The 12,634-nt window shown below is 67.7% G+C and carries 13 protein-coding genes; 5 read left to right on the plus strand and 8 right to left on the minus strand.

The genetic code is table 11. From position 1 onward, the window contains the following. Positions 1-54: 54 nt before the first annotated feature. Both MR825_RS08370 and MR825_RS08375 read left to right on the plus strand, forming a co-directional pair. Positions 55-687 carry a hypothetical protein gene (locus MR825_RS08370; protein ID WP_243204818.1) on the plus strand — a complete coding sequence of 211 codons (633 nt, stop codon included), beginning with the start codon at positions 55-57 and terminating at the stop codon, positions 685-687. Then, positions 684-980: a DUF1294 domain-containing protein gene (locus MR825_RS08375; protein ID WP_256174484.1), complete on the plus strand. Its 297-nt coding sequence runs from the start codon at positions 684-686 to the stop codon at positions 978-980. The genes MR825_RS08370 and MR825_RS08375 overlap by 4 nt, the downstream gene beginning before the upstream one ends. Positions 981-1,304: 324 nt before the next feature. Here the strand turns inward: MR825_RS08375 and MR825_RS08380 are convergent, their stop codons facing one another. The 5 genes from MR825_RS08380 to MR825_RS08400 all read right to left on the minus strand — a co-directional run bounded on the left by MR825_RS08380 (position 1,305) and on the right by MR825_RS08400 (position 6,809). Then, positions 1,305-3,146 carry a DEAD/DEAH box helicase gene (locus tag MR825_RS08380; protein ID WP_287880130.1) on the minus strand — a complete coding sequence of 614 codons (1,842 nt, stop codon included), beginning with the start codon at positions 3,144-3,146 and terminating at the stop codon, positions 1,305-1,307. 172 nt (positions 3,147-3,318) lie between these two features. Next, positions 3,319-3,810: a shikimate kinase gene (locus tag MR825_RS08385; RefSeq protein ID WP_186908427.1), complete on the minus strand. Its 492-nt coding sequence runs from the start codon at positions 3,808-3,810 to the stop codon at positions 3,319-3,321. 54 nt (positions 3,811-3,864) lie between these two features. Continuing rightward, positions 3,865-4,704, minus strand: coding sequence for a hypothetical protein (locus tag MR825_RS08390; RefSeq protein WP_287880132.1), 840 nt, complete (start codon positions 4,702-4,704; stop codon positions 3,865-3,867). Positions 4,705-4,842: 138 nt separating this feature from the next. Next, complete coding sequence (locus MR825_RS08395) at positions 4,843-6,219, minus strand: MATE family efflux transporter (protein ID WP_287880134.1); 1,377 nt, start codon at positions 6,217-6,219, stop codon at positions 4,843-4,845. Positions 6,220-6,224: 5 nt separating this feature from the next. Further along, the gene (locus MR825_RS08400; RefSeq protein ID WP_186908393.1) at positions 6,225-6,809 is read right to left on the minus strand and encodes an HD domain-containing protein; all 585 of its coding nucleotides are present in this window, start codon (positions 6,807-6,809) and stop codon (positions 6,225-6,227) included. A gap of 117 nt (positions 6,810-6,926) precedes the next feature. On the opposite strand from MR825_RS08400, the gene MR825_RS08405 reads away from it, so the two are divergent. Next, positions 6,927-7,487 (plus strand): sporulation protein, encoded by a 561-nt coding sequence (locus MR825_RS08405; protein WP_287880137.1) that lies wholly within the window; start codon positions 6,927-6,929, stop codon positions 7,485-7,487. A 28-nt stretch (positions 7,488-7,515) separates the two neighbouring features. On the opposite strand, the gene mnmA is transcribed toward MR825_RS08405, so the two are convergent. The 3 genes from mnmA to MR825_RS08420 form a co-directional block, all read right to left on the minus strand. Then, the gene (gene mnmA / locus MR825_RS08410) at positions 7,516-8,520 is read right to left on the minus strand and encodes a tRNA 2-thiouridine(34) synthase MnmA (RefSeq protein ID WP_287880139.1); all 1,005 of its coding nucleotides are present in this window, start codon (positions 8,518-8,520) and stop codon (positions 7,516-7,518) included. Between the two features lie 39 nt (positions 8,521-8,559). Beyond that, the gene (gene mnmG, locus MR825_RS08415; protein ID WP_287880142.1) at positions 8,560-10,371 is read right to left on the minus strand and encodes a tRNA uridine-5-carboxymethylaminomethyl(34) synthesis enzyme MnmG; all 1,812 of its coding nucleotides are present in this window, start codon (positions 10,369-10,371) and stop codon (positions 8,560-8,562) included. A gap of 250 nt (positions 10,372-10,621) precedes the next feature. After that, positions 10,622-11,569: a diacylglycerol/lipid kinase family protein gene (locus tag MR825_RS08420; protein WP_256174479.1), complete on the minus strand. Its 948-nt coding sequence runs from the start codon at positions 11,567-11,569 to the stop codon at positions 10,622-10,624. Positions 11,570-11,678: 109 nt separating this feature from the next. Here MR825_RS08420 and MR825_RS08425 point away from each other — a divergent pair, with 109 nt between their 5' ends. Next, the gene (locus tag MR825_RS08425) at positions 11,679-12,389 is read left to right on the plus strand and encodes an AzlC family ABC transporter permease (RefSeq protein WP_287880145.1); all 711 of its coding nucleotides are present in this window, start codon (positions 11,679-11,681) and stop codon (positions 12,387-12,389) included. Then, positions 12,383-12,634 (plus strand): branched-chain amino acid transporter permease (locus MR825_RS08430; protein WP_287880147.1); only part of this gene is annotated, 252 nt, incomplete at its 3' end. The genes MR825_RS08425 and MR825_RS08430, both read left to right, overlap by 7 nt.

A 12,634-nucleotide genomic window follows, 5' to 3' on the forward strand; every position in this document is an offset into this window, starting at 1 on the left:
GTCTGCTATACTGATAAGCAAAAGGGGAATTCCCAAAGAAAGGCAGATGCCGTTTTGAGCGAGCGCATATCCCTGCAGCATCCCGAATATCTGGAGATCACCGGCCCCGGCGGCGCGGTCACCCGTGGGGCGGATCAGGAGTGGTTCCCCGAGGGGTGGCAGCGCATGGCGGGCTGCGGCCCCACGGCGGCGGCGGTGGTCTTTGCCTACCTGGCCCGCGCCCATGCCGCCCTGGCGCCTCTGTGCCCCGGGGACGTGAGCGGCCGGAGGGAGTTTACGGCGCTGATGTGCCGGGTGTGGGACTATGTGACGCCCCGGCATCACGGGCTGAACAAGCCGGAGCTGATGCAGCGGGGCATGGAGGCCTATGCCGGGGCGCGGGGGATCGCGCTCTCCCCTGCCCGGCTGGAGATCCCCGCCGCCCGCACCAAGCGCCCGGAGTATGCCGCGGTGGCCCGTTTCGTGCGGGACAGCCTGGAGCGGGAGTGCCCGGTGGCCTTCCTGAACCTGCACAACGGCAAGGTGAAGGACCTGGACTGGTGGCACTGGGTCACCATCGTCGCCCTGGAAGGGGAGCGGGCCGTCATCCTGGACAGCGGCAGGGAGCTGGAGATCGACCTGGCCCTCTGGCTGGAGACCACCCGCAAGCGGGGCGGCCTGGTGTCCGCCCTGGGGGTGCGGCCGTGAGGGCGTGGCTCGCCGCCCACTGGATCGGGGCGGCGGGATATGTGCTGTGCGTCAGCCTCGCCGCCTTTCTCCTGATGGGGGCGGACAAGCGCCGCGCCCGCCGGGGGGACTGGCGCGTGCCGGAGCGCACCCTTTTCCTGGCGGCACTGCTGGGGGGCGCTCCCGGCGCGCTTCTGGGGATGTGGGCCTTCCGGCACAAGACCCGGCACTGGCAGTTTCGGTTTGGCCTGCCTGCCATCCTGCTGCTTCAGGCGGCCCTGCTGCTCTGGTGCCTCGCCGGCGGGGCGGGCTGACCGGCGCACGCCGGCCGGTTGAAAAAGGGGCTTGGCCGCGTTTGGGGGGAGGCTGCACGAAAGTTTCGCCTCGGTTTCCGGCCGAATTACCGGCCGATCCTTTGCGGGGAACGCCCCGTTCTGAGGCCGCAGCGTGAGGACCTGCGCCGGCGGCGCCTGTTTCGCGCAGGCCGGTGCGGCTGTGGCCCCGGAAAAGGCGGATTTCGATTTTACACCGCCGTCTTCGGACGGCGAAACGCCGCAAGGCCCTCCTGTGGGAGGCCTTTGACAGACCGACGTGGGCCTCCGGCTTTGCCGGAGGCCCACGTGACGTTTGCAGGGGGATCAGTCGTCCCGGCTGAGGTAATAGGGCTTCATCAGGCTGGGCTGTTCGGTGGAATCCTTTTGGCTGCCGGTGCGCAGGGTGACCTCCGGCGGCCGGCCGCCGCGTCCCCGGGCGCCGGAACGCTTTTTCTTCGCCTTGGGCGCGGCCAGGGGCTCGGCGGCCGGCCGCGCCGGCTGGGCCTGCTGCGTGCCTCCGGACTTCGTTTTGCCGCCCCGGCGTTTTGGACCGCCGGACGCGGCCCCGGGCTGCTGTTTGTCCTGCTTTGCGCGGGGGGGCTGGGCCGGACGGCTTTTCGGGGCCAGAAGCCGCGCGGTGGCGTCCAGGATCACATCGCTGGCCAGGGGGTCCGGCTTATAAAAGTCGCTGTACTTCTCCGCGGCGGCGGGGCGGCTTGGCGCGGTGGCGGTCAGGGCCTCTTCCAGCGTTGCGCTGGCCCGGTAGCCCCGGGCGCGCTTCTTCTCACCGGGGGTGCGCTGGGCGGAAGGCGTCTGCTCCAGGGGCCCGGCCGCCTTGGCGGGCCGTGCCGCATTGGCCCTGGAGGGCTGGGCCGCGTCCGCCGGGCGGGCCGGCGCGGCGTTTGCCTTCCGGCCTGCGGCGGCCGCCCGGTTGGCCGCGTCCCGCTCCTGGCGGCGGGCCTTGGCGGCGGCGCGGGCTTCGGCGTCCTCGGGATTGACCACCCGGCCCTTCTTGTCGCGGGGCAGGGGCTCCAGGATCTCCATGGGCCAGGGGTGTCCCTCCACCACCGGGATCTTACGGGCGATCAGCTTCTCAATGGCCTTGCGCTCCTCCTGCTCGTTGCTGTCGCAGAAGGAGACGGCGGTGCCGCCGTGGCCCGCCCGGCCGGTGCGGCCGATCCGGTGCACGTAGGTCTCCGGTACGTCGGGCAGGTTGTAGTTGAACACGTGGGAGAGCTCCTCGATGTCCAGTCCCCGGGCGGCGATATCCGTGGCCACCAGGACCTGCACCGCGCCGGACTTGAAGTCCGCCAGGGCCTGCTGCCGGGCGGTCTGGCTCTTGTTGCCGTGAATGGCGGCGGCGGAGATGCCCGCCTTCACCAGGTCGCCCGCCACTTTGTTGGCTCCGTGCTTGGTGCGGGTGAATACCAGGGCGTTTTTGACCCCGTCCTCCCGGACGAGCGCGGAAAGAAGTTTGGTCTTATTGCCGCGGTCCACATAGTAGAGCTTTTGGTCGATGACCTCCACGGGAGAGGAGATGGGGTCCACCGCCACCTTGACCGGGTCCTTCAGCAGGGAGTCCACCAGACCCTGCACCTCGGCGGGCATGGTGGCGGAGAAAAAGAGGGTCTGCTTTCGGGCGGGCAGCCAGCTCAGGATGCGGCGCACGTCGTGGATGAAGCCCATGTCCAGCATCCGGTCGGCCTCGTCCAGCACGAAGATCTCCAGCCGGGAGAGGTCGATCAGCTTCTGCCCGTACAGGTCGCCCAGCCGGCCGGGGGTGGCGACCAGGATATCGACGCCTTTTTTCAGGCGCTCCACCTGGGGCGCCTGCCCCACCCCGCCGAAAATAACGGCGCAGCGCAGCGGCAGGTTCTTGCCGTAGGCCTCGAAGCTCTCCTGGATCTGGAGGGCCAGCTCCCGGGTCGGGGTGAGAATGAGGGCCCGGATGGGCCGGCCGCTGGCCTTCCCCGCCGCCAGACGCTGCAGGATGGGGGCGGCGAAGGCGCAGGTTTTTCCGGTGCCGGTCTGGGCGCAGCCCAGTACGTCCCGCCCGGACAGGGCGGGGGGGATGGCTTTTTCCTGAATGGGGGAAGGGCGTTCATAGCCCTGATCGGCCAGCGCCCTCAGGATGGGCTTGTTCAGGCCGAGTTCCTGGAATGTCATGTTGCAGAATCCTTTACCATTTAAATTTGCCCTCCCTGCGCAGGGGGGCGGATTGCCGGGAAGCCGCGGCGCAGACGCGGCATATCACACGACGAACAAGCCCGCCGGGGCCCCGGCGGGCGTTTCGCACGCGATATTCCTACATTCTGTAGTATATCACATTTTTCCAGAATTACAAGCGCGGCGGAAAACGCCCGCCCAGCGCCCGCAGCACCGCGGCCACCGTCTGCTCCAGGGTATCTCCGGCCACATCCACCGCGGCGCCGGCAAAGCGCTCGTACAAGGGGGCGCGGTAGGCGTAGAGGTCCGCCAGGGTCTGGCCGGGAGCCATGGCGATGCCCCGGGTGGTGATGTTGTCGATCCGGCGTTCCAGCTCCGGCAGGGGCACCCGCAGGTACAGGACCCGGCCCAGCGCCCGCAGGTGTTCCATGGCCCGCTCCCGGCACACGGCGCTGCCGCCGGGGGCGATGACGCTTGCGCGGCAGTCCAGGGAACGGATGGCCGCTTCCTCCGCGTCCAGAAAGGCGTCCAGGCCCCGCTGGTCCAGAAGTTCCTGGAGCAGCAGGCCCTCCCGCTGCTGGATGAGCAGGTCGGTGTCGATAAACGGAAGGCCCAGGGCCTTGGCCAGCAGCACGCCGACGGTGCTCTTGCCCGAGCCCGGCATGCCGATCAGGGTGATGTTGTCCTTCAAGGGAATGCTCCTTCCGGGGATGAAATGTCAGGGCAGTTCCAGGGCGACGGTATGGCAGGCGCCCCCGGAGGCGTCCGCCGTGGCTTCGCCCAGCACCAGCTCGGCGGGACCCTCCGCACCGGCGGGGAGGAAAAAGACCAGCTGCCCGTACAGGGGGTCGTCCCACTGGGCGTCGGACAGGGTAACGTCGTACACCCCGTATTCACTCAGCTTGCGGGAGAGGACGGGGTCCCCGTCCACGGCGCAGACCGTGGTCCCGTCGGAGAGGATCAGGTAAGGGGCGGGAAAGCGCTTGCCCCTCAGGACCTGTCCGCCCTCCACCCAAAGGTCTACCGCTACGCACCGGGGTGGGAAGCCAAACTGCTCGCTGAGCGCCTGCACGCCTTCCACCGCCCAGGCGTCTTCTACGGTGACCTCCATGCCGCTGATGGAGAAGGTCTCCCACAGGGCGTGGGCCCGCGCCTGCGGACGGACGGAAAGCGGTCCGCTCCCCGCGGTCCGCCAGAGGGCCAGGCATGCCCCCAGCAGCGCCGCCGCGGCAACCAGCGCCAGAACGGCCCGAGCGGCGGCGCGCTTCCGGCGCGGCCCGGCCGGCTCCTCACAGGCGGCGCAGTCCCGGATGCGCCCGGCATGCCGCCCGCGTCCCGCCTCCGGCATGCTGCCGCGGGTAGGATGGCCGCGGCCCGGGCGGTTTTGTGCGGCGCGCTGCTGATTCTGCTGACCGGTCTGAAACCGGGCGAGCATCTCCTGCTCCAGCCGGGTGGCGCCGCTGTCCGGCGGGGGGTTGAAGCTGCCGCATTTGGGGCAGAAATCGTCTTTGTCGTAATCGTAGCGTCTGCCGCAGTCCCGGCAGATGATGCATGGCATGGCCGCACCCCTCCTCAGGTCCCGTTTGCATGGCGGACGACGGACTGCTTCCGGAGCCGGTTGAACCATCCGCGCCCTGCCGTTTCGCCCGGCGCAAAAGGACCGCTCCGCCGGCGTTTGCGGGGGAAGAAACAGGGCCTAAGCCCCAAGCTGTTTGCGGCGTGCCTCCAGAATGCGGGGAAAGCGCCGCAGGAAGACCAGGCCGGTGGCGGTGGCGGCCAGAAGGTCGGCCGCCGGCTCGGCCAGGTAGACGGCAAAGACCTGGTTCCCCGTCAGCAGGAGGGGCAGCAGATAGATCAGCGGGATGAGCAGGATGACCTTGCGCAGCAGGGCCAGGAACAGGGAGACCCTGGCCTGCCCCAGCGCGACGAAGGTCTGCTGGCAGGCGCTCTGAAGGCCCATCATAAAGAAGCCGGCCATATAGATGCGCAGCACCCGCACGGTAAGGGCCACCAGCTCCGGCTTGTTATTGAACAGGGCCACGAACACGCCGGGAAACAGCTCCACCGCCGCCCAGCCCGCCACGGACAGAAGCAGGGAAAAGCGGAGCATCAGCGAGAAGCACCGTTTCACCCGGTCCAGGCTGCCGGCGCCGTAGTTGTAGCCGATGATGGGCTGCGCCCCCTGGGCCAGCCCCTGAAAGGGCATCCAAAGCACCTGCATGATGCTGCTTGCGATGGTCATGGCCCCCACATAGAGGTCTCCGCCGTAATGCTTCAGGGAGGAATTGAGGGCGATGTTGACCAGACTCTCCGTGGACTGCATGATAAAAGGAGAAACCCCGATGGCCACCACCGGGGCCAGGATGCTCCAGCGCAGGCGCAGGCAGCGTGCCTGGAGCCGGAGCCTGGTGCGCCTGCCCCGCAGAAAGGAAAGGACCCACAGGGCGGAAACGCCCTGGGCCAGAATGGTGGCCAGGGCCGCGCCCTTCACCCCCATGCCGAACCCGAAAATGAAAATAGGATCTAGCACGATGTTGGTGATGGCGCCGATGACCACCGTGGCCATGGAGTAGGTGGAAAAGCCCTGGGTGGTGATAAAGTTGTTCAGTCCCAGGGAGACCTGCACGAACAGGGTGCCCCACAGATAGACGCCCAGGTAGTCCGCGGCGTAGCCGATGGTGTTGCCGCTGGCGCCGAAGAGGAGGAGCATGGGCTCCTTGAGCAGCTGGAACACCACGGTGACGGCCGCCGAGATGACCGCCAGCAGGGCGGCGCAGCTGCCCAGGATCTCATTGGCCAGGTCCTCCCTGCCCTCCCCCATGCGGATGGCGGCCCGGGAGCCGCCCCCCATGCCCACCAGAGCGGATAGGGCGGAGATAAACATGAGCACCGGGAAGCACACGCCCAGGCCCGTGAGCGCCAAATCCCCGACCCCTTCGATGTGGCCGATGTACATCCGGTCCACGATATTGTACAGGGCGTTGATGAGCTGCGCGGCGATGGCGGGCAGGGCCAGACGCACCAAAAGCGTACCCACGCGGTCCCGGCCCAGGTCGTTGGTTGGCTTTGCCATTGGGGTCACGCCTCGTCTTTCTCCAAAAAATAAGTAGCCTCCATGTCCGCCAGGGACAGGGCGAAGGCCAGGGGATACTGCTGCAGGGCCTGTCCCACCAGGCGCTTGTCCTCATCCCCGGAAAAGCCCATGTGCCAGCGGATGGCCATGGCCTCCTCCCGGGTGAGCTTCAAAAAGCCGGAGATGATGTAGACGCTCTTCTCCCCATGGCCGTAGGGGAGCGTGTCCTCGTAAAAAAAGGTGGGCACGCTCTGCCACTTGCCGTCGCTCCCCTTCACGTTGCGGGAGCCGGCCTTGTAGCAGCCGATCTTGCACAGGTCGTGGAGCAGGGCGGCCACGGCCACGGATTCCGCCGGGTACTCCAGCGCGTACAGCTCCTGCACCCGCTCCCGTTCCAGATAGGCGCACAGGCAGTGGTAGACGTTCAGACTGTGCTCGCACAGCCCCCCGGCGTAGGCGCCGTGGAACCGGGCCGAGGCGGGGGCGGTGAAAAAATCGCTTTTGTGCTCCAGATAATCCAGCAGGGCCTCCGCTCCGTCCCGGCGGATGTTCTCCCGGTAAATCTGGATGAATGTTTCCTTCGCGCTCATAAGGGCCTCCCTCGTATGCAATTCATTGCGCCCTATTCTACCACAGTCCGCCGGAAAAGGCCACCCCCGCACCGCGCGGGCCGGGCGGGCATAAGATGGGCGGAATGGAGTGAGACGATGGCGCATTTGGGAACGGGGCTGGCCGTACTGCTTTTCGTGGCGGCCTGTAATCTGGACACACTGATTCTGGCGATGGGCTACGGGGTCAAGGGGATCCGCCTTTCCGCCGGACGGCGGCTGGTGCTCTCGGCGGTAACGACCCTGGTCACGTGGCTGTCCCTGATTCTGGGGGATATCGCCGCGCTGGTACTCACGGCCCGGGCGGGCGCCCGGCTGGGCGGGGTGGTGCTGGTGGGCATCGGCCTGTGGTTCGTGCTGGACTGGCTGCGCCGCGCCGGAGGCGGCGGGGAGCCCGGCGGCGGGGCGGCCACCCTTTGGGAGTGCGTGTGCCTGGCCGCCGCCCTGGCGGTCAACAACGCCGGGGTGGGCGCGGCCGCCGGGGTATCCGGCCTGAACCCCCACTGGGCGGCACTGGGAAACTTCCTGGCCACGCTGGCCGCCCTGGCCCTGGGCTACCGCCTGGGCGCGGGGCCGGCGGGGCGGCTGCTGGGCAAATACGCCCTTCCGCTCTCCGGGCTGCTGCTCATCCTGCTGGGCGTGTGGGAGATGCTCGGCTAACGGGGCCCGGAGCGGCAGGCGCCCCGCTTTATGCGATCCAGCCGCTGCCCACGACGGCGTCTGCGTCGTAGAACACGGCCATCTGTCCCGGCGTGGGGGCGCGGGCGGGCTGATCCATGCGCACGCGCACACAGCCGCCCTCCGGAAGGATCACGGCGCGCTGCTCGGTGCGGGAGTGCCGCAGGCGCACCGTGACCGCCATGGGAGCCGTAAGGGCCTCCACGGCGATCCAGTTGGGCGCGGTGCACAGCAGCTCCCTGCGGCCCAGGTCGCCGCCGTCGGAGAGCACCACCTGATTGCGTTCCGGCCGGATGGCGGAGACGAAATAGCGGTGGGGGCCGGACACCCCAAGCCCCCTGCCCTGCCCCAGGGTGTAGTGATGGATGCCCTTGTGCCGGCCCAGCACGGTCCCGTCGGGGGAGACAAAGTCGCCGGGCGGCGGGGTGTTTCCCCGCCGGTCCAGCCAGGCGGCGTAATCCCCGTCGGGAATAAAGCAGATCTCCATGGAGTCCGGCTTGTCCGCCACCGGGATACCAAATCCCCGGGCCAGGGAGCGTACCTGGACCTTTTCGTAATCACCCAGGGGGAACATAACGCGCTGTAATATGCTTCTGGGCAGCCGGGCCAGCATGTAGGACTGGTCGTTGGCGGGCCTCCCCTTCCGCAGCACCCCCCCCTCCGCCCGGGCGTAGTGCCCCGTGGCCACAAGGCGGGCCCCCACGCGGTCGGCCAGCGCCAGCAGGGCGGGAAACTTTACGGCGGGATTGCACCGGGCGCAGGGCAGGGGTGTGCGCCCCGCCAAATAGTCGGCGGTAAAGGGCGCGCAGACATGCTCCTCCAGGGCCTGCCGGATGTCCGCCGTGGCAAAGGGCAGATTCAGGGAGGCGGCCACGGCCGCCGCGTCAGCCGCGCCGGAGCCGCCCAGCCCGATGTCCAGATAGAGGCAGTATACCTCGTAGTCCTGCAGCAAAAGCCGGGCCGCCACGGCGGAGTCCACTCCGCCGGAGAGGCCCAGAACGACTTTTTCCTTCATAAGCACCTCGATCCGTTTGACTGCGGGGCACGCGTGCGCTCAGCCCCGTTCCAGATAGACCACCAGCGCCGCGATATCTGCGGGGCTGACGCCGGAAATACGGCTGGCCTGCCCCAAATTCAGGGGGCGGATCTGGTCCAGCTTCTGCCGGGCCTCGATGCGCAGGCCCTGCATCGCCGCATAATCCAGCCCCTCGGGCAGGGGACGATCCTCCATCCTCCGCCACTCCTCCACCTGCCGGAGCTGCCGGTCGATATAGCCCTGGTATTTGACGGCGATCTCCACCGCCTCCTGCACCGCCGGGGGCAGAGCGGGCCGCCCCGGGTCTGCGGGCGCGAGCGACGCATAGGTGTTTTCCGGGCGGCGCAGCAGGTCGCACAGGCGGCCCTGGGCCGTTCCGGCGTGCTCCAGCCGTTTGATCTCCCGGGCCGCGGCGGCGTATTTTTCCTGTACACGGGCGTACCGTTCGCCGCTGACCAGTCCGATGGCGTATCCCACGGGGCACAGGCGCTGGTCGGCGTTGTCCTGGCGGCAGAGCAGCCGGTATTCGGTGCGGGACGTCATCATGCGGTAGGGCTCGTTGGTGCCCTTGGTCACCAGATCGTCGATGAGCACGCCGATGTAGCCCTGGTCCCGCCGCAGCACCAGCGGCTCCCGGCCCAGCAGCTTCAAGGCGGCGTTCGCCCCGGCCACAAGGCCCTGGGCGGCGGCCTCCTCGTACCCGGAGGAGCCGTTGAACTGCCCGGCCCCGTACAGGCCGCGCACCCGCTTGTGCTCCAGGGTGGGCAAAAGCTCGGTGGGGTCGGCGCAGTCGTACTCGATGGCGTAGGCGCAGCGGGTCATCTCGGCCCGTTCCAGGCCGGCGACGGTGTGGAGCATCTCCGCCTGCACGTCCTCCGGGAGCGAGGAAGAGAAACCCTGGATGTACACCTCCTCGGTGTTCAGCCCCATGGGCTCGATGAAGAGCTGATGGCGCGGCTTGTCGGCGAAGCGGACCACCTTGTCCTCAATGGAGGGGCAGTACCGGGGCCCCACCCCTTCGATCACGCCGGAAAAAAGCGGCGAGCGGTGCAGGTTGGCGCGGATGACGGCGTGGGTGGCCGCATTGGTGTAGGTCAGATAGCACACCGCCTTGTTTTCCGGCGGCGCGGCCGTCTCGAAGGAGAAGGGCACGGTCTGCGCGTCCCCCGGCTGGAGCTCCATTTTGGAATAATCCACGCTCCGGGCGTTGACTCGGGGCGGCGTGCCGGTTTTAAAGCGGCGCAGGCCCACCCCCAGCGCCCGCAGGCTGTCCGTCAGGGCCAGCGCGGGCGCGAGGCCGTCCGGGCCGGAGGAGCGCGTCACGTCCCCCACGATGGTGCGCCCGCCCAGATAGGTGCCCGAGGCCACCACCACGGCGCGCACCCGGTATACCGCCCCGTGGCAGGTGCGCACGGCGCTCACCGCGCCGTGCTCGGCGTAGATGTCGGTGACCTCCGCCTGCTTGAGGCACAGGTTTTCCTGCCGCTCCAGGGTGTGCTTCATGATCTCCTGATACCGCCGGCGGTCGGCCTGGGCCCGCAGGGACCACACCGCCGGGCCCTTGCCCCGGTTGAGCGTGCGGTATTGGATGCAGGCCGCGTCGGCGGCCCGGGCCATCTCGCCGCCCAGGGCGTCCAGCTCCCGCACCAGGTGGCCCTTGCCGGTGCCGCCGATGGCGGGATTGCAGGGCATATTGCCCACCGCGTCCAGATTGACGGTAAAGCACAGCGTCCTCAGGCCCAGCCGGGCCGCGGCCAGGGCGGCCTCGATGCCCGCGTGCCCGGCTCCGATCACTGCAATATCATAAGTTCCCGCTTCATAGTCATGCATTAATGCCGTACCTCACTTTGCTGCGCCGGTCACGCGGGGCCCCCAATGCCTTTTTCTTCCTCAGGCGGAATAAATCCGCCTTGCGGCAAGGTTTTCGCTGTGGGCGAAAACGCTTGTGCGCGCCGGTGGGCGCGCCCCCGCTGTGCGGGGTCCCCGTGCCCGGCTCCGATCACTGCGATATCATAAGTTCCCGCTTCATAGTCATGCATTAATGGCGTACCTCACTTTGCTGCGCCGGTCGCGGACGGGCTTATTTCCCATATACGATCGAGACCGCCCTGCTGCAGTTTTCGATCTCCGCCGTTTTGGGCGCGCCGCCGTATTCCCCGTCCAGCGTCCAGGGAAGCTCCTGCCGGCAGGTGATGCGCAGCCGGCTGGTGCGGTAGCTGGTGACCAGCCCCTGCTCGTCGGGCGACATGGTGAGCAGCGCCTTGATGATCGCCTGCAGCTGCAGGGGGTTCTGGGGCTGACGCACCAGGACCACCTCGAAGATGCCGTCGTCCAGACGCACCGGCTCGGTGGGCATGCCCTTAAAACCGCCCACCGAGACCGTGTTGGAAACCATGCCGTAGCAGTAGCTGCCCACCTCCATGCCCGCGTCGTGCTCCACGGTCATGGGGTAGGCCTGAATGGAGCTCAGCCGCGTGGCGCCCTCCAGCACGTAGGCCAGGTGGCCGAAGAGGTTTTTAAACGGCTGGGGGGTGTTGTAGGCCACGTCGGTAAAGGCCCCAAAGGCGGCCACGTAGATAAAGAAGCGGTCGTTGAACCGTCCGATATCCACCGGCCTGGGGCAGCCGGCCGCCGCCGCGCGGGCCATGGCCTCCATGCCCCGGGGCAGGCTCAGGTTTTTGGCAAAATCGTTGGTGGTGCCCGCCGGGATATAGCCGACCGCGGGCCGCGTTTCCTGGGTCATGAGCCCGGTCACCACCTCGTGGAGCGTGCCGTCCCCGCCGGAACAGACGATGCGGTCGAACGCACCGGCGCGCTCCGCGGCCACGGCCGTGGCGTCCCCGGCGCCCTGGGTGGGGTGGACGCTCACGTCCCACCCGGCCCGGACGAAGCAGTCCAGCACCGCCGCCAGCCTGCTTTTCAGCAGTCCCTTCCCGGCGTGGACGTTGTAAATAAAGAGCAGCTTTTTCATGGTGGCCTCCGTGTCGCCTGTTCTCTCTAGGGTGGTATTATACAGATATTGTACCAAAAAACAACCTCTCTTTTGTGAACGGACGGGAAATTCTGCCTCCGCCCTTGCTTTTCCCTGCTAAAGCGGATAAAATAAGAATTCGACGCCGCACAAGGGAGTGTTTGCTATGGATCGAAAAGCCCTCTCCGCCGCTTTTCCCGTCACCGTCCCGGTCCTGATGGGATATCTGGCCATTGGGATCGCCTTCGGGCTGATGCTGCAGGAGATCGGATACAACTTCATCTGGGCCTGTTTCATGAGCCTGACCATCTATGCCGGGTCGGGGCAGTATCTGGGGGTCACCCTGCTGGGGACCGGGGCCGCGCTGGGCACCGTGGCGCTGATGACGCTGCTCATCAACTTCCGCCACCTGGTCTACGGCCTGTCCATGCTGGAAAAGTTCCGGGGCATGGGTTGGCGCAAGCTCTATATGATCTTTTCCCTCACCGACGAGACCTATGCCCTGCTCGCCTCCGCCCGTGCCCCGGTGGGGGTGGAGCCGAAGCGCTTCTACTTCGCCATCGCCCTGCTGGATCACAGCTATTGGATCCTGGGTTCGGTGATCGGCGCGGTGGCCGGGGCCCTGATCCCCTTGGATACCACCGGCATCGACTTTGCCATGACCGCCCTGTTTGTGGTCATCGCCGTGGACCAGTGGAAGGCGTACAAAAACCATCTCCCCGCCCTGCTTGGGGCCGGGGCCACCGTGCTGTTCCTGATCGTGCTGGGCCGCCGGTTCGGCCAGCAGCAGATGCTGCTGGCCTCCCTGGGCGTGATCGTGGTGGCGCTGCTGGTGCTGCGGGACCGGCTGGAGGAAACGGAGGAGACGTCATGCTGAGTACCGGACACGCCGTGGCCGCCATCGCGGTCATGGCGGCAGTGACCTTTCTCACCCGATTTCTGCCCTTTCTGCTCTTTGACCGGGGCGAGGCGCCGCCCAAGATCGTCCTCTACCTGGGACGGGTGCTCCCTCCCGCCATCATTGCCATGCTGGTGGTCTACTGCCTGAAGGGCGTCTCCTTCGCGTCCCCCGCCGGGTGGGCCCCCCAGCTGATCTCGGCAGCGGCGGTGGCGGCGCTGCAC

It is taken from the genome of Lawsonibacter sp. (assembly GCF_022777125.1).
GTDB classification, from domain to species: domain Bacteria; phylum Bacillota; class Clostridia; order Oscillospirales; family Oscillospiraceae; genus Lawsonibacter_A; species Lawsonibacter_A hominis.